Below are 14856 nucleotides of genomic sequence, written 5' to 3' on the forward strand. Positions count from 1 at the left end.
GATCGACAGTTGACAGTTCCTCATCCATTTCCCCATCAGGAGCGGGCATGAGCGCAATCGACCCAAAGCCTATTACCGCAGCCTTGCAAAGCAGCCGAACTGCGGGAGGTGGCGGGGAATCTCTGTTCGGAATTCTCGGCGCAGGCCTCGCCTGCTCAGCCCGCCGCATCACGTGAGGTGGGAAACGCTCACCGCCGCCCACCTGCGGGGGCGAATCGTCGACGGGGCCGAGGGTGTCCCCGGGAACCGCCGAGGGCCGGTCTCGGATTTCTCCGAGACCGGCCCTCGATCTACGACTCTCGCGAGTCGGGACGACAGGATTTGAACCTGCGACCCCTTGACCCCCAGTCAAGTGCGCTACCAAGCTGCGCCACGTCCCGCTGACCAGTCCCCCGGTCCTGCCGGGCGGCTGCGCAGGACAAACATTACCTCACTCCGTGGACCGGATCGACGCCCGTGCCTGCTGGGCGCGGGTTGCCAGCCCTTCGGCACCGCAGGCCGTGGCCAGCTTGTGCGCCCGGGCGAGCTCGCGCGGCGACCGGGTGGCAACGCCGTGGTCGAACAGGGCGAGCGCGAGCTCGTAGCCGGACGGCGATGCCTCCAGGTGGCGGACCGCCTCGCCCAGGAGCTGGGCGGCCTCGTCCGGGCGGGCGAAGAGGGCGACGCAGCGCAGTGCCTCGCCGATCGCCGTGTCCGTGCCGAACCGCTCGGCGTGCACCCTGGAGGAATTGGCGATCCGGGCGGCGCGGCCCGGGTCGTCGTCGGCCAGGGCGCGGGCCAGGTCACCGGCCCAGGGGCCCCAGACGCCGTTGAACCTGCCGCGCGGTTCGAGGGACTGGCCGGCCGCCTCCAGCTCCGTGACCGCTTCCTTCGTACGGCCTTCGGCGAGCAGCAGGCGACCGCGGACGCACGGGGCGTCGGGCAGAACCATGGCGCTGGGATAAGGCGGGCCGAAGTCGTACCGGTCCGCGATCTTGCGTGCCTCGGTGACACGGCCCCGGGCGAGCAGCGTGTCGATGAGCAGACAGGCGGCGTCCCAGTGGACCGGCAGTCCGCTGCCCACGCGGTCGGCGAGGCGGAGTCCCTCACGCAGGAAACCCTCGGCCTCGGCCAGGCGGCCGCGACGACGGTGGACCAGCCCCAGGAGCGTGTGGGCGAAGGCCAGGTGGGCGCCGCTCCAGCCGGAGATCTCGAAGGCGCGCACGGCCTCACCGAAGAGTTCCTCGGCGCGGTCGAGTTGGTCGGTGAAGGCGTAGGTGATGCCGAGCAGGGTCGGGAGCTCGAAGCCCCATTCGGTGTCGGTCCAGCCGAGGCCGCGGGCGGGGTGGCCGTTGACCAGGGCGCGTTCGCAGAGGTCCACGATCAGCTGGGCGTTCTCGCCGCGCAGCATCGCGTCGAAGGCGCGCAGCGTGAGCAGCGCCCGTTCGGCGTTGTCCCGGCCGGTGAGGTGGTCGGCGTTGGCGGCGAGCCGGCGGGAGCGGCCGGGGCCGTCCTCCTCGGTGGCCTGCATGCCCTCCCAGAGGAAGTGGGCGGCCTGCAGCCGCATCAGGCCCGGGCCCGGCGCCGTGCGCCCGGCCTCGGCCGCGAGGGCGAGCGCCGCCTCCTTCAGCTGGTTGTTGTGCGACAGCGCGGCGGCGAGCCGGAACGTGGCGTCGACCCGCAGATCGTCGGCGAGGCCCGGCATGTCGAGGGCGGCCCGCAGGTGTTGCACGGTGGTGGGCGGCGAGCTGAGGAGGGTGGCGCAGCCCAGTTCGTAGAGCAGCGTGGCCCGCACGTCGTGGCGCGGGGGTTCCTGGAGGGCTCGCTCCAGGCAGCGGCGGGCGGCCTCGGGGGCGCCGACCGCGAGGTGCTGGTTGGAGGCCGCCCGCAACTGCTCGACCAGCTCCTGGTCGTCGTCGGGGTGGACTTCGAGCAGGTGGCGGGAGGCGGCGGCCGGGCCGAGTCCGGCCCGGGTGATGGCCCAGGCGGCCCTGCCGTGCATCGCGGTGCGGGTGGCCGGCGGAATGGAGCGGTAGACGGCGGTGGCGATCAGGGGGTGTACGAACTCCAGCGGATCGAAACCGCTGACGATACGGGCCTCGCGCAGCCGGGCCGTGCAGTCCGCCGCTTCGGCGGCGCTCATCCCGGCCAGCGTGGCGGCGAGGTCCTGGGAGATGTCCGTGCCGAGGACGGCGGCGGCCCAGGCGAACCGGTTGGCGTTGGTGCCGAGCCGTTCGAGCCGGGTGACGAGGCCACTGCCCCGGGCGGACGCGCCGAGTTCCCGCAGCAGTCCGGCCGACTCCTCCAGCGGGGGCAGTTCGCTGTCCTGGACCTTGGCGACGAGCTCGACCGCCTCGTAGGGGTTGCCGCCGGTGACGGCCCATGCCTCGCGGCAGAACGGGTCGTCGGCGTGCTCCCCGAGGGTGGCCCGGACCAGTTCGGCCGTGGCGTCGGGGGTGAGCGCGCGCAGGGCGACCCGGACCTGCGCCGGATGGCTGCCGGCTGTGGTGCGCTGGGCCTCACGGGCCGCGAGCTCCTCGGGGCGGTGCGCCTGGACGACCAGGACCTTCACTTCGCCGAGCCGGGCGGTGAACGAGGCGAGCCAGGCGAGCGATTCGCCGTCCGCCCAGTGCGCGTCGTCGATGATGAGCAGCAGCGGGCGGTGGCTCAGCCGGGAGGCGAGCCGGGAGACGACCCAGTCGAGGCCGTCGCGCACACCCTGCGGGTCCGGCTGCGGGCCGGTCGGCTCGGAGAGGCCGAGGGCCGGGGCCGCGATCTCGTACCAGGACCCGAACAGGGCCTTGACGTCGTCGGCGGGGAACTGGTCCAGCGCGGGCTGGAGCAGTTGGCGTACGACGTGGAACGGCACCGAGGTGACCGTCTCGCCGCCCCTGGCGGACCAGACGGTGCACCGGTCGGCCGCCATGGCCTGGATCTCGGCCAGTAGCGCTGTCTTGCCGATGCCTGCTTCGCCGCTGAAGACCAGCAGCCCGCCGGTCGCCTGCGCGCCGCACAGTGCGTCAACGGCCTGTGCGGCGGCGGCGAGTTCCGGTTCTCGCTCGTACAGCGGCCGGGACGGCTTCATGCCTACCCTCCCTCAAAGTCGTTTCGGTGACAGTCGAGACTAGTCGTGCGCGGGGGCCCACCGACAGGGGTTCAGGCAGTTCGTCGCAGGTGCGAGGCACAATCGAGGGGTGGACGAGACTCGCAGGGACCGGAACACCGAGGGCCGGGCGCACAATGCGCGCCCCCGGGACGGGCTTGGACGCCCTCTGCCGTACGGCACGCCGGGGGTGGAGCGGCAGCCCGAGGGGGTGGTCCGCGCCCCCGAGGAGACCGTACGGGAGGCGCAGCGGCTGCTGAACGCGGGAATGCCGTTCCACGCGCACGAGGTCTTCGAGGACGCGTGGAAGTCGGGCCCCGACGCGGAACGGGAGTTGTGGCGCGGCCTGGCCCAGCTGGCCGTCGGGCTGACCCACGCGGCTCGGGGGAACGCGACGGGCGGGGCACGGCTGCTGCGACGCGGGGCGGCGGCGCTGACGGAGTTCGCCGCGTCCGGCGGTTCGGCGGAGGCCTTCGCCGATGCCTCGGTCGTCACGGTGCACGGGATCGCCATCGGCGCGCTGACCGGCTGGGCCCTGGACCTGGCGGCGCGGGTGGAGGAGGCGGGTGCTCCGGCCGTCGACGCGGCCGCCGAGGCACCGCGGCTTGGGGCGGACGGCTGAAGGCGCGGGCGCCGGACCCGTCGCATGGCGCCTGACTCCCGTTACTTTCCCTCCCCTTGACCGAGAGCGGTGAACAGTGCCGCGCGAAACCATTACCATCCGGCGTCATGAGCACTTCTGACCAGGACCAGGACCAGGACCAGAGCCAGGCCTTGGACACACCGACAACCGCACCGATATCCGCACCGATATCCACATCCGGGGATACAGCGGAGGCCGAGGACCGGCGGCTCACGCCGCGACAGGCGAGACGCCTGCGCATCGTCCTCTCCTCGGTCGGGATGGCGGCGATGGCGGTCGTACTCGGGCTGCGGATCGCGAGCAGGTCCTCGGTCCTGGTGGTCGGGGTGTACGGGCTCGCGCTGATCCTGTGCGGGATCGTGATCGAGCTCAGCAGGAACGGCAGGACCCGGCTCGGCAGCTGGCTGCTGGGGGTCGGGCTGGTGGCGGCGATCGGTTCGGACTGGCTGCTGATCCCCTGAGCCCTCCGTGCCGGTTTCGCCGCGGACCCGGTCAGCCGACCGAGACGCGCACGGTGCCGCCGTGCGGATCGGCCCGCTCCAGCCAGCCCGCGGGCAGGTGGAGGGGGCGGCCCGGCCGGGCGGGCCGCAGCAGCCTCCGGCGGTAAAGCTCCCGCCCGTCCTGACGGGCCACGAGCACCGGGGCCGTCAGTTGCCGGACGGTGCGCAGGATGAAGCGGTCGTGCAGCGGCCGCTCCCCGTCGGGGCCGAGCAGGTTGGGTGCGATCCACGCCAGCGGAGCCGCGACGGCAAGCGCGGGCAGCCCGGCCGGCCAGGCGCCGGTGGCCAGATGGTGCCGTACGGGGGCGGCGAGGGCCCGGCCCTCCGCCGCGGCGGTGCCGGCGCTCTCGACGGCGTGGAGCAGGTTGCCGACGGCGAATACCCCGGGGGCGCGGGTGCGGTACGCGGCGTCGTACGCGGGGCCGCGGGTACCGGGGTCCAGAGGCACGTCGCCGCGTCGCGCCAGTTCGTGGTCGGGGATCCAGTCGCCGGTGAACACCACGGTGTCGCACGGCAGGGTCGTCGTACGGCCGTCCTGGTGGCGCACCGCGACCCCGGTGAGCCGGGGGCGGCCTGTCAGCGCCGTGACGGTGGTGCGGGTGAGGAGCGGGGCTCCGTGGCGCGGACCCAGGGCTGCGGGGAGGGCCGGCGGGCGGTCGGTGACCCGGGCGACGACCGCGACTTGGGCGGTGCGCAGGGTCTCGGCCGCGGCGATGCTGACCGGTTCGTCGCCGATGATCACGGCGCGGGTGCCGATGTGCTGGTGGTGGAGGTGGACGGCCTGCTGGAGTTCGCCGGTGGTGTAGACGCCCGCGGGGCGGGTGCCGGGGACGAGCCGGGCGCTGCGCGGGCGTTCGCGGGCTCCGGTGGCGAGGACGACGGCCTGGGCGGTGATCCGTTCGAGCCCGCCCGGTCCTGTGGCGTCGAGGGTGTGGGGTCCGGCCCAGCCGGTGACGGTGATGCCGGTGCGCAGGGTGGCACCGGCCCGGGTGGCCGCGGCCGTGCACCGGCGTGCGTACTCGGGGCCGCTCGTCCCACCGCCCGTACGGCCGCTGCCGAATCCCGCGTGGTGGCAGTGGCGCGGGATGCCGCCGGCGGTCTGTTCGCGTTCCAGGACCTCGACGCGTCGTACGCCGGATGCGGCGAGTTCGGCCGCGGCGCCCAGTCCGGCCGGTCCCGCTCCGACGACCAGCACGTCGACGGTCCGTTCGCGTCGAGTCATGGCCGTGTCCCCTCGATCAGTGCGCGGAGCCCGGCCCCGCAGTGGAAGCCCTGGCAGCGTCCGTTGCCGGCCCGGGTCCTGCGGGCCAGGCCCGCCACGGTTCGCGGCGGAAGGGTCGAGACCAGTGCGTCGCGGATCTCGCCCGCGGTGACGCGTTCGCAGTGACAGACGAGGGTGCCGTACGCCGGGTCCCGGGCGATGAGGTCCGCGCTCAGATACGGGCGCCGGCTCGCCTCGCCGAGGTCCGGCATGGTGAGGGGTTCCAGTTCGGCGGGGGTGCCCGGGTCGAGTCCGGTCCGGGCGAGCAGGGTGGTGACGTGGTCCGCGATGGCCATGGACGCGGTCAGCCCGGTGGAGCGGATGCCGCCGACGGCGATGTAGCGCAGGCCGGGGTACTCCTGGATGCGGTAGTCCTCCTGGCCGGTGGCCGCCCGCATCCCCGCGTAGACGGCGGTCACCTCCTCGTCGAGGAGCCGGGGCAGGATCCTGCGGCCCTTCTCCCTCAGCAGGGCGATGCCGTCCCGCGTCGATTCGGTGGCGGCCTTGTCGTCGAGTTCCTCGGCGGTGGGGCCCAGGAGGACGTTGCCGAAGACCGTCGGTGCGACCAGGACGCCCTTGCCCTCGGCGGTGGGGACGGGGAGCAGGATGTGGCGGACGAGGTCGCGGGCGAGCTTGTCGAACACGATGAGCTGGCCGCGGCGCGGGGTGACGGTGAAGACGTCGTGGCCGAGCAGGCGGTCGATCTCGTCGGCGTACAGTCCGGCGGCATTGATCAGGTAGCGGGTGCGCAGCGGTCCTCGGCCGGTCGTCAGGGTGTGGACCGTGTGCCCGGGTTCGATTTGGCTGACCGGGCAGTCCAGGTGCAGGTGGACCCCCGCACGGACGGCCTGGGTGGCGAAGGCGAGGGGGGTGGTCCAGGGGCAGATGACGGATTCGTCGGGGACCTCCAGCGCGCCGAGTGCTCCCGGGCCCAGGTGGGGTTCCCGCTCGGCGACCGCATGGGCGTCCAGCAGTCGGGCCGCGTGGTAGCCGTTGGCTTCGGCCTTGGCCAGCAGGGCGGGCAGCACGGCGAGTTGTTCCGCGTCCCAGGCGACGAGGAGGGCGCCGACGCGTTCGACGGGGATGCCCGTTTCCGCGGCGTACGCGGAGAGTCTGTGCTGTCCTTCGCGTACGAGGCGGGCCTCCATCGAGCCGGGTACGGCGTCGAAACCGGTATGCAGGATCGCGGTGTTGGCCTTGGACGTGCCCTCGCCGATGTCGTCCGAGGCCTCGACGAGAGCGGTTCGCAGGGGGTGGCGGGCCAGTTCGCGTGCGATGGCGGTGCCGACGACGCCCGCTCCGATGACGGTGACGTCGTACGGGGCTCCGCCGGGCAGCGCGGGCAGCGGGTCCCCGGCGGTCGTGACGGTGGGCGTCATCGGGCCAACCCGCCTGGGCTCATGACCGTTCCAGCAGGGTTTCGACGGCCGCCCGGAACCCGGCGAGGCGCTCGGCCGCCTCCTCGGGGCCGATCCGTGGTTCGTACACGGCGGCCGGCCGCCAGGCGGGGACGACCTCGGAGAGGGCGAGCCCGGGATCGAGGCCGAGCCGGGCCACGGCTCCGGCGCCGAGTGCGGTGACATCGGGCAGCGCGGACACTTCGACGGGCCGTTGCAGCAGATCGGCCTGGGTCTGCATGAGGAGTGCGGAGCGGGTCAGTCCGCCGTCGACGCGGAGCGCGGACAGCGGCGAACCCAGATCTGCCGCCACCGCGTCGGCGAGCTCGACGACCTGCGCGGCGATGCCCTCGCACAGCGCCCGCACGAGGTGGCCGGCGGTGGTGTCCAGGCTCAGGCCCGTCAGCGAGCCGCGCAGGTCGCCGCGCCACCAGGGGGCGGCAAGGCCGGCGAGCGCCGGTACGAAGGTGACGCCGCCGGAGTCGGGGACGCCGCCGCCGACGGGGTCGAGGTCGGCGGCGCCCGAGATCACGTTGAGGTCGGTGAGCCAGCGGACGGCGGAGGCGGCCGTGTAGACCTGTCCGTCCAGGCAGTAGCTGGTCCGTCCGCCGAGCCGCCAGGCCACGCAGCTGACCAGGCCGGTGGAACCCCGGCGCGGTACGGGGCCGGTCTGGGCGAGGAGGAACGCGCCGGTGCCGTAGGTGCACTTGGCGGTGCCCGGTTCCAGGGCTCCCTGCGCCAGCAGGGCGGCCTGCTGGTCGACGAGGAGGCCCGTCAGCGGGAGGTCGCCGCCGAACGCGGTCGTCGTACCGAACGCCCCTGCGGCGTCGACCACGGACGGCAGGCGTTCACCGCCCAGACCGAAGATCTCCAGGGCGGCGGGCGACCAGTCGACGTCGTCGAGATCGAGCAGCTGGGTGCGGCCGGCCGTCGACGCGTCCGTGACGAACGCGCCGGTGAGCCGGTGGACCAGCCAGGAGTCGCTGGTGGTGACGACGCCCTCCCTTGTCATTTCCCGGCGAATCCAGGCCATCTTGGGCGCGGCGAAGTACGGGTCCAGCGGAAGTCCGGTGAGGTGCTTCAACTCTTCTTCGTGCACCGCGAGTTCGCCGCAGAGCCGCTCGGCCCGGCGGTCCTGCCAGACGATCGCGTCGGTGAGCGGTTCCCCGGTGTCCGGGTCCCAGGCGAGCACGGTCTCGCCCTGGTTGGCGAGCCCGACGGCCACCACCGGTTCGGCCGCCTCGGCCAGGGCCTGCGCCCCGGCGTCGAGGACCGAGCCGAGGAGCTCGGCGGGGTCCGCCTCGACCGCTCCCCCGGGCCCGTACCGCGGGCGCACCGGAGCGGAACCGGAACCGATCACGCCCCGTTCGGGACAGATCACCAGCGCCTTCGTTCCGGAGGTGCCCTGGTCCACGGCGAGTACCGGGCCTGTCATCGGGTCTCCAGCGGTACGCAAGCCCTGTGGCTTGAACGGAATCGTGATCTTCGGTCGCGGGACCCCAGGGTGGTGCAGCCCGGCGGCTACGTCAAGCGCCCGCAAGGCGTGCGTCCGGAACCCGACCCAGGAGCTCAACCTCCTGTTTGCACGGGTGACTTGAAGAAGATCCACGATTCGTTCGGGAGTTCGGCACGGAGGGCTCTACACTCACCGCCGAGCAACAACCGGACGCTTTACAGCAGTTCATTTTTCAACTGCTGCTTCACCCCCCACGTCCAGAGGATCGATGAGACCGACACCACCATGCGCCGAGCACGTCCATGGCCAACAGTGATTTCCGGCCGGTCTACCACCCGGCCGGCCACGACAACGAACTGCGCTCCGCGTTACAGGACTTGCGCACCGGACGCTGGCTCTCCATGCGCGACCTGCTGGAGAGCACCCCGGACTGGACCCTGTGGACCCAGCGGACCCAGGTGCTCGGCGCGGTCGCCGCGGGATCGGACGCGGTACAGGCCTGGCTGGCCGAGGAGCCGCGTAGTATCGCGGCCGCCGTGATGCGGGCGCGGGTCGCGGTCGAGCGGGCGGTCCGCGCCCGCCGCTCGGACCATCCCAGCGGGCAGGAGCTCTGGCAGGAGGCCTGGGAGGCGTGCCGTTCGGCCGCCCACGCCTCGCCCGCGGACCCGGTGCCCTGGGTATGCCTGCTGGCCCTCTCCCAGCTGGACGAGCGCCAGCGCCTGGAGGAGCACCGGTTGCATCCGCCGGGGCCCATGCTCTTCCCCGGGCCGTGGGGGCTGCTGGCGGAGGCCGACAAGCGTGATCCGTACAACCGCGAGGCCTACCACCGCATGCTCCAGTTCGTGTATGCGCGCAGGGCCGGCGGCTCTCTCTCCGAGGCGGTCAACTTCGTTCAGTGGGCGGCGTCTTCGGCACCCGACGGATCGGCGCTCCATGTGCTGCCGCTGTACGTGAGGGTGGAGCGCTACCGCCGCGAGAACGGCCACGAGAAGGCGCTCGACCTGCACTGGGTCACCGAGGACGCGGAGCGCGAGGCCCTGCGCGCCCTGGAGATCTGGTTCCACCGCACAGCGCGGGCCACGCACACCCTGCTCGATCTCAACCATCTGGCCCACGCGCTGTGGGGGGCACTCCAGTTCGCCGACGCGGCTCCCGTGTTCCAGGAGCTCGGCCCGTACTTCACGTCACTGCCCTGGGCGTACCGCACCCGCACGCCCACGGACCCCGGCGGCGCCGAGGAAGTGTTCCTGCGGGCCCGCAGCCGCGCCCTCGCCGCCGCCCGCGATCCCGGCCGGGGGCCGCACGGCTGACCGTGTCCCCGCTCTCCCCATGGTCTTTGTCCTTCACCGTTTCCCTTCCGCTCACGGAGGTCTCCCCCATGTCCATATCCACCTCGAACCGGAAGGGCGCCGACGCCACTCCGCCCAAGGACGAGGAGCAGCGGCTGCGCGAGCTCGGCTACCAGCCGGTGCTGGCCCGCCGCATGGGCGGCTTCGGCAACTTCGCCATCAGCTTCTCCGTCATCTCGATCCTGTCCGGCTGCATGACCCTGTACGGCTTCGGCATGTCCACCGGCGGCCCGGCCGTGATGCTCTGGGGCTGGGCCGGGGTCGGTCTCTTCGTCATCTGCGTCGGCATGGCGCTCGCCGAGGTCACGAGCGCGTACCCGACGTCCGGGGCGCTGTACTACATGGCGGACCGGCTCGGCGGCCGCAAGTGGGGCTGGTACACCGGCTGGCTGAATCTGCTGGGGCTGCTCGGCGCGATCGCCGGTATCGACTACGGCGCCGCGCTGTTCACCGGTGCGCTGATGAACCTGCAGTGGGGTTTCACACCCACCCCGGGCAAGACGATGATCATCTTCCTCTGCATCCTGCTGCTGCACGCCGTACTGAACCTCTTCGGCGTCCGGCTGGTCAGCGTGCTCAACTCGATCAGCGTGTGGTGGCATCTGGTCGGTGTCGGGGTGATCGTGTCCGTACTCGCGATCGTTCCCTCGCACCACCAGTCGCCGTCGTTCGTCTTCACCGAGTTCGTCAATGACACGGGCTGGGAGAACCCGCTCTACGTGGCGGCGATCGGGCTGCTCCTGGCGCAGTACACCTTCTGCGGTTACGACGCCTCCGCCCACCTGTCGGAGGAGACCTCGGACGCCTCGGTCTCGGCGCCCCGTGGCATCGTCCGTTCGATCTGGGTCTCGTGGCTGGCCGGTTTCGTGCTGCTCGCCGGGCTGACGTTCGCGATCCAGGACTACGCGGGCGCCCAGGAGAGCTCCACCGGAGTACCGCCGGCCCAGATCCTGATCGACGCGCTGGGCACCTCGGGCGCCACGGCGATGCTGCTGATCGTGATCGCCGCGCAACTGTTCTGCGGCAACGCCGAGGTGGCCGCCACCAGCCGGATGGTCTTCGCCTTCAGCCGCGACAACGCGCTGCCGGGCTCCTCGCTGTGGCGCAAGGTGAGCGCCCGCACGCAGACACCGGTCAACGCGGTGTGGCTGTCGGTCGTCGTCGCCGGGGTGCTCGCCCTTCCGTCGCTGTACTCGGCGACCGCGTACGGTGCCGTGACGGCGATCAACGTCATCGGCATCACACCCGCGTACGCCATCCCGATCTTCCTGAAGCTGCGCGCGGGTGACCGCTTCGAGCGGGGGCCGTGGCACCTGGGCCGCTGGTCGAAGCCGGTCGGCTGGATCGCCGTGGTGTGGGTCGTTCTCGTGACCGTGCTGTTCCTGCTGCCGCAGAGGTCCCCGGTGACGATCGACTCGATGAACTACGCGTCGATAGCCCTGGTCGCCGTGCTGGCCTTGTCCACCGTGTGGTGGTTCGTCGCCCGTGGCTCGTACGGCACGCCGTCGGCGTACGGAAACGCGCGCGAGCAGGCGGAGATCGAGGAGGGAATCGTCTGAGGGACGCGCCCCCTCGTCCGACGGACGCGGCCCCCTCGTCCGACGGCCCTTCCGGATCACCGCGATCCGGGAGGGCCCCGCTATGCGTTCAGCAGGAGTTGGAGGCCGCCCAGCACCGTGGCACCGATGACCAGGCGTTCGAAGAGCTGCTGGTTGATCCGGTCCACGCACTTCCGGCCGATCCAGGCGCCCGGGAGGACGAACAGCAGCATGCAGGCGTCCAGCAGCAGCGACTGCGCGTCGATCAGTCCGAGGCCCACGCTGAACGGCACCTTGGATGTGTTGACGATCAGGAAGAACCACGCCGACGTGCCGAGGAAGCCGAGCTTGCGGAACCCCGCGGAGAGCAGATAGAGCGACATGACCGGGCCGCCCGCGTTGGCGACCATGGTGGTGAACCCGCCGAGCACACCGTACGAGCGGGCCTTGAGGCGCTCGGCCGCGGTGGGCGGGCCCGTGCCGGCCGCCGGTTCCTCGCCCGCGTTCGCGGTGCGGCGCCGCCAGACCGTGACCCCCGCCATGAGGACCAGGATCGCGCCGATCGAGGTCCGGACGGCCGCGTCGCCGGCCCACATCATGAACAGGGTTCCTGCCACCACGCCCACGGCGACGGCGGGGAAGAGCCGGAGCAGGGTCGGCCAGTGCGCATGGCGCCGGTAGGTGAGCACGGCGAGCACATCGCCGGCGATGAGGATCGGGAGCAGCACTCCGGTGGACTCGCGGGCGGGAAGTACGGCCGCGAAGACCGCGAGACTGATCGTGTTGGCACCGCTGACGGCCGTCTTGGAGAAGCCGACGAGTGCGGATGCCGCGGCCAGTGCCGCCAGTTGCCAGAGAGTGAGGGTGTCCATGCCAGGGACAGATGGTAATCCCTGCGCTGTCCGGCCTCGGGCGAGCCCGCACGGACGCATGACTATGCTGCGCTCCAAGCGCTCACACGAAGCGTTCAAACGCACAACGCACAGGGGGCCAGCAGCATGCGCGAGCCGGTTGAACTCAGGCGTCGGCGAATCCTGGCGGTGGTGGAGTCGCGCGGCCCGGTCAAGGTCAGCGCGCTCGCGGCCGAACTGGACGTTTCCGTGGTCACGGTGCGGCGGGACGTGGAGGAGCTGGCCCGCGCGGGGCGGCTGCGGCGCGGGCACGGCGTGGCCCGGCCGGTGCGCGATCCGGCGGGGCCGCCGGTCGTGCCCGAGCCGCGGGGCGTCGATCCCGCCGGCGACGGGGGCGCCGTGGCCCTCGTCGTACCGGAGCGGCATTCGTACCTGTACGAGACCCTGCACGGCGCCCGGACCGTTCTGGAGGATGCCGGGATCCGTATCGCCCTGCACATCGCTCCGCAGTCGGCAGGCGCGGAACGGCCCCTGGTGGAGCGGGCCCTGGCGGACGGCGCGCGCGGTCTCCTGATCGCGCCGAGGTGGCGCAACGCGCTCTCCGAGGAGCTCGACTACGGGTGGCTGGCGGACGTGGGCGTGCCGACCGTGCTGATGGAGCGGCGGCCACGGCCGGGCAGCGCCCTGCACGCCCTGGACTCCGTCTGCTCCGACCACTGGTACGGGATCCACCTCGCCGTGGAGCACCTGGTGTCGCTCGGCCACCGCAGGATCGTGCTGGCCGCCCGCGACGACAGTCCGACGGCGCGTACGGTACGGGCCGCCTTCGCCGCCGTCGCGGCGGCGAGGCCCGAGGTGGAGGACTGGACGGTGGTGCTGAGTTCTCCGGACGCGGTGCCCGGGCCCGGCCCCTCCGAGGCGGGGTACGAGGGCAGCGGGCTGCCCCGGGGCGAAGGGGCGCCACTCGATCTCGCCGCGCTGCTGCGTGAGCGGGGCGCGACCGCTGCCGTACTGCACGGCGATGTGGACGCGTTGATGCTGGTGCAACGCCTGGCGGAGAGCGGGGTGCAGGTGCCGCGGGACTGCTCGGTGGTCGCGTACGACGATGTGGTCGCGGCGCTCGGCAGCACCCCGCTGACCGCGGTGGCACCGCCCAAGGCGGACATCGGCCGGGCTGCGGCCGAGCTGCTGCTGCACCGGCTGTCCGGGGCTCCCGGGGCGGCCGGTCCGGTGCGCAGGACGGAGCTGTTGCCCGCGCTCAAGGTCCGCGGATCGGCGCAGGTGGTCGCCGCCGCACTGGATTGAGCGTTTGACCGCCTTATTTTTCTTCTGATCGATCTATTGACCGCTATCGATCAGCCGATCAGGATTCCCCGTGTCTTCATTCAGGAGCCGCGGGAGGCGCCCATGCCCGGTCGACAGAGCCGTCGATCCGTGCTCGCCACGATGACCGCAGTACCGCTGGCGGGCGCTCTCGGCGCCTGCAGCGGTGGGACATCGGGTGCGGACAGCACGAGCAGGACCAGCACCGTCAGCAACAAGTCCGGCCGCAACGCCACGCACATCACCTTCTGGTCCGCCCTGCGCGGCAGCCAGGAGGTCGTGGACGCGTTCAACCGGACGCACGACACGATCCAGGTCGAGTTCCAGCAGATCCCCTCGGGACCCCAGGGCGGCTACGCGAAACTCAGCAACGCCTCCCGGGCCGGCAACGCCCCGGACGTGGCAACGATCGAGTACCCCCAGCTCCCCGGGTTCGCCATCGACGGCGTCGCCCGGGAACTCACGGACATGGTGAGCGACTCGCTCCGGTCCAGACTGCTGCCGCAGGCGCTGGCGCTGACCACCTTCGACAAGCGCGTCTTCAGCCTTCCGCTGGACGTCGAGCCGATGGTGATGCACTACCGCACCGACCTCTTCGACCAGTACGGAATCGACGTTCCGCGCACCTGGGACGAGTTCGAGGAGGCGTCCCGCACCGTGCGCCGCAAGGCGCCCGACCGCCGGCTGACGGCCCTCGCCACGGACGGCGGGTTCCAGTTCGCCGCGTTCGCCTGGCAGGCCGGTGCCCAGTGGTTCGACACCCGCGGCGGCGCCTGGAACGTGTCGCTGGCCGACGAACCGAGCCGGCGCGTCGCGGCGTACTGGCAACGGATGATCGACCAGGACCTGGTCTCCATGACGCCCGTGGACAGCAGGCAGTACGACGCCCTGCTCAGCACCGACAAGATCCTGGTCCGGCTCAGCGGCGCCTGGGACGCCGGAGCCCAGATGAAGGCCCGTCCCGGCCAGAAGGGCAAGTGGGCCGTCGCACCGCTCCCCCAGTGGCAAGCGGCGGACGCGGCGGTCGGCACCCACGGCGGCTCGACCTTCGCGGTCACGAAGGACAGTGAACACCCCGAGGCCGCCCTGGAGTTCATCGAGTGGCAGGTCTCGCACCCCGACGCGCTGCGGGCCCGGCTCTCCAGCGGGGCCAGCAGCCAGTACCCGGCCGCCCCCGGTCTCGTCGCCGTCGGCCGCAAGGCCTTCGACCGCGCCTACTACAACGGCCAGGACATCTACACCCTGTTCGAGCAGGAGGCGGACAAGATCCGGGACGGCTGGATCTGGGGACCTCGGATGACCGCCACACAGAAGGTCATGCAGGACGGCTTCGCCCGGCTGGGCGGCGGCCAGGGCTCGGTGCTCGAATCCGTGCGCGCGGCCCAGCGGGGCACCATGCCCGACCTCAGGGCGCTGGGCCTGTCCACCACCGAGCACAGCAGCTGACCCGTGATCC

General features: G+C 72.2%; 11 protein-coding genes and 1 tRNA gene. 6 read left to right on the top strand and 6 right to left on the bottom strand.

All coding sequences use genetic code 11. The features are described 5' to 3' along the window. Positions 1-306: 306 nt before the first annotated feature. A tRNA-Pro gene (locus tag ACIBJG_RS33455) sits at positions 307-380 on the bottom strand. A 50-nt stretch (positions 381-430) separates the two neighbouring features. Next, a complete protein-coding gene (locus tag ACIBJG_RS33460) occupies positions 431-3064 on the bottom strand; it encodes an ATP-binding protein (RefSeq protein ID WP_399313373.1) in 2634 nt (877 codons plus the stop codon). A gap of 109 nt (positions 3065-3173) precedes the next feature. On the opposite strand from ACIBJG_RS33460, the gene ACIBJG_RS33465 reads away from it, so the two are divergent. Next, positions 3174-3704 (top strand): DUF309 domain-containing protein, encoded by a 531-nt coding sequence (locus ACIBJG_RS33465; RefSeq protein ID WP_399313375.1) that lies wholly within the window; start codon positions 3174-3176, stop codon positions 3702-3704. A gap of 107 nt (positions 3705-3811) precedes the next feature. After that, a complete protein-coding gene (locus ACIBJG_RS33470; RefSeq protein WP_399313377.1) occupies positions 3812-4186 on the top strand; it encodes a hypothetical protein in 375 nt (124 codons plus the stop codon). A gap of 31 nt (positions 4187-4217) precedes the next feature. Here the strand turns inward: ACIBJG_RS33470 and ACIBJG_RS33475 are convergent, their stop codons facing one another. From ACIBJG_RS33475 to ACIBJG_RS33485, 3 genes are read right to left on the bottom strand one after another with little or no spacing between them, the layout of a single operon-like run. Further along, positions 4218-5447: an FAD-dependent oxidoreductase gene (locus ACIBJG_RS33475; RefSeq protein WP_399313379.1), complete on the bottom strand. Its 1230-nt coding sequence runs from the start codon at positions 5445-5447 to the stop codon at positions 4218-4220. Then, positions 5444-6865 (bottom strand): NAD(P)/FAD-dependent oxidoreductase, encoded by a 1422-nt coding sequence (locus ACIBJG_RS33480; protein WP_399313381.1) that lies wholly within the window; start codon positions 6863-6865, stop codon positions 5444-5446. Before ACIBJG_RS33480 ends, ACIBJG_RS33475 begins: the two co-directional genes overlap by 4 nt. Positions 6866-6884: 19 nt before the next feature. Beyond that, positions 6885-8318: an FGGY family carbohydrate kinase gene (locus ACIBJG_RS33485; protein WP_399313382.1), complete on the bottom strand. Its 1434-nt coding sequence runs from the start codon at positions 8316-8318 to the stop codon at positions 6885-6887. A gap of 323 nt (positions 8319-8641) precedes the next feature. Between ACIBJG_RS33485 and ACIBJG_RS33490 the strand changes: the two genes are divergently transcribed. Together ACIBJG_RS33490 and ACIBJG_RS33495 are read left to right on the top strand one after the other, a co-directional pair. Further along, positions 8642-9649: a hypothetical protein gene (locus tag ACIBJG_RS33490; RefSeq protein ID WP_399313384.1), complete on the top strand. Its 1008-nt coding sequence runs from the start codon at positions 8642-8644 to the stop codon at positions 9647-9649. Positions 9650-9717: 68 nt separating this feature from the next. Next, on the top strand, positions 9718-11247 hold the full coding sequence (locus ACIBJG_RS33495; RefSeq protein WP_399313386.1) for an amino acid permease: 1530 nt from the start codon (positions 9718-9720) through the stop codon (positions 11245-11247). A gap of 80 nt (positions 11248-11327) precedes the next feature. Here the strand turns inward: ACIBJG_RS33495 and ACIBJG_RS33500 are convergent, their stop codons facing one another. After that, entirely contained in the window at positions 11328-12098 is a 771-nt protein-coding gene (locus ACIBJG_RS33500; RefSeq protein ID WP_399313388.1) for a sulfite exporter TauE/SafE family protein, read from the bottom strand. Between the two features lie 126 nt (positions 12099-12224). Here ACIBJG_RS33500 and ACIBJG_RS33505 point away from each other — a divergent pair, with 126 nt between their 5' ends. Together ACIBJG_RS33505 and ACIBJG_RS33510 are read left to right on the top strand one after the other, a co-directional pair. After that, positions 12225-13382, top strand: a complete 1158-nt coding sequence (locus tag ACIBJG_RS33505) for a substrate-binding domain-containing protein (RefSeq protein WP_399313390.1) — start codon at positions 12225-12227, stop codon at positions 13380-13382. Between the two features lie 102 nt (positions 13383-13484). After that, positions 13485-14846: an ABC transporter substrate-binding protein gene (locus ACIBJG_RS33510; RefSeq protein ID WP_399313392.1), complete on the top strand. Its 1362-nt coding sequence runs from the start codon at positions 13485-13487 to the stop codon at positions 14844-14846. Positions 14847-14856 lie beyond the last annotated feature (10 nt).

Source organism: Streptomyces sp. NPDC050422, assembly GCF_044458665.1.
Taxonomy (GTDB): Bacteria; Actinomycetota; Actinomycetes; order Streptomycetales; family Streptomycetaceae; genus Streptomyces.

Bases quoted from the DNA above. Each gene is read 5' to 3' on its own strand.
- ACIBJG_RS33480 (WP_399313381.1), bottom strand. From the start codon at position 6,865: ATGACGCCCACCGTCACGACCGCCGGGGACCCGCTGCCCGCGCTGCCC.
- ACIBJG_RS33510 (WP_399313392.1), top strand. From the start codon at position 13,485: ATGCCCGGTCGACAGAGCCGTCGATCCGTGCTCGCCACGATGACCGCA.
- ACIBJG_RS33500 (WP_399313388.1), bottom strand. From the start codon at position 12,098: ATGGACACCCTCACTCTCTGGCAACTGGCGGCACTGGCCGCGGCATCC.
- ACIBJG_RS33490 (WP_399313384.1), top strand. From the start codon at position 8,642: ATGGCCAACAGTGATTTCCGGCCGGTCTACCACCCGGCCGGCCACGAC.
- ACIBJG_RS33495 (WP_399313386.1), top strand. From the start codon at position 9,718: ATGTCCATATCCACCTCGAACCGGAAGGGCGCCGACGCCACTCCGCCC.
- ACIBJG_RS33485 (WP_399313382.1), bottom strand. From the start codon at position 8,318: ATGACAGGCCCGGTACTCGCCGTGGACCAGGGCACCTCCGGAACGAAG.
- ACIBJG_RS33460 (WP_399313373.1), bottom strand. From the start codon at position 3,064: ATGAAGCCGTCCCGGCCGCTGTACGAGCGAGAACCGGAACTCGCCGCC.
- ACIBJG_RS33475 (WP_399313379.1), bottom strand. From the start codon at position 5,447: ATGACTCGACGCGAACGGACCGTCGACGTGCTGGTCGTCGGAGCGGGA.
- ACIBJG_RS33470 (WP_399313377.1), top strand. From the start codon at position 3,812: ATGAGCACTTCTGACCAGGACCAGGACCAGGACCAGAGCCAGGCCTTG.
- ACIBJG_RS33505 (WP_399313390.1), top strand. From the start codon at position 12,225: ATGCGCGAGCCGGTTGAACTCAGGCGTCGGCGAATCCTGGCGGTGGTG.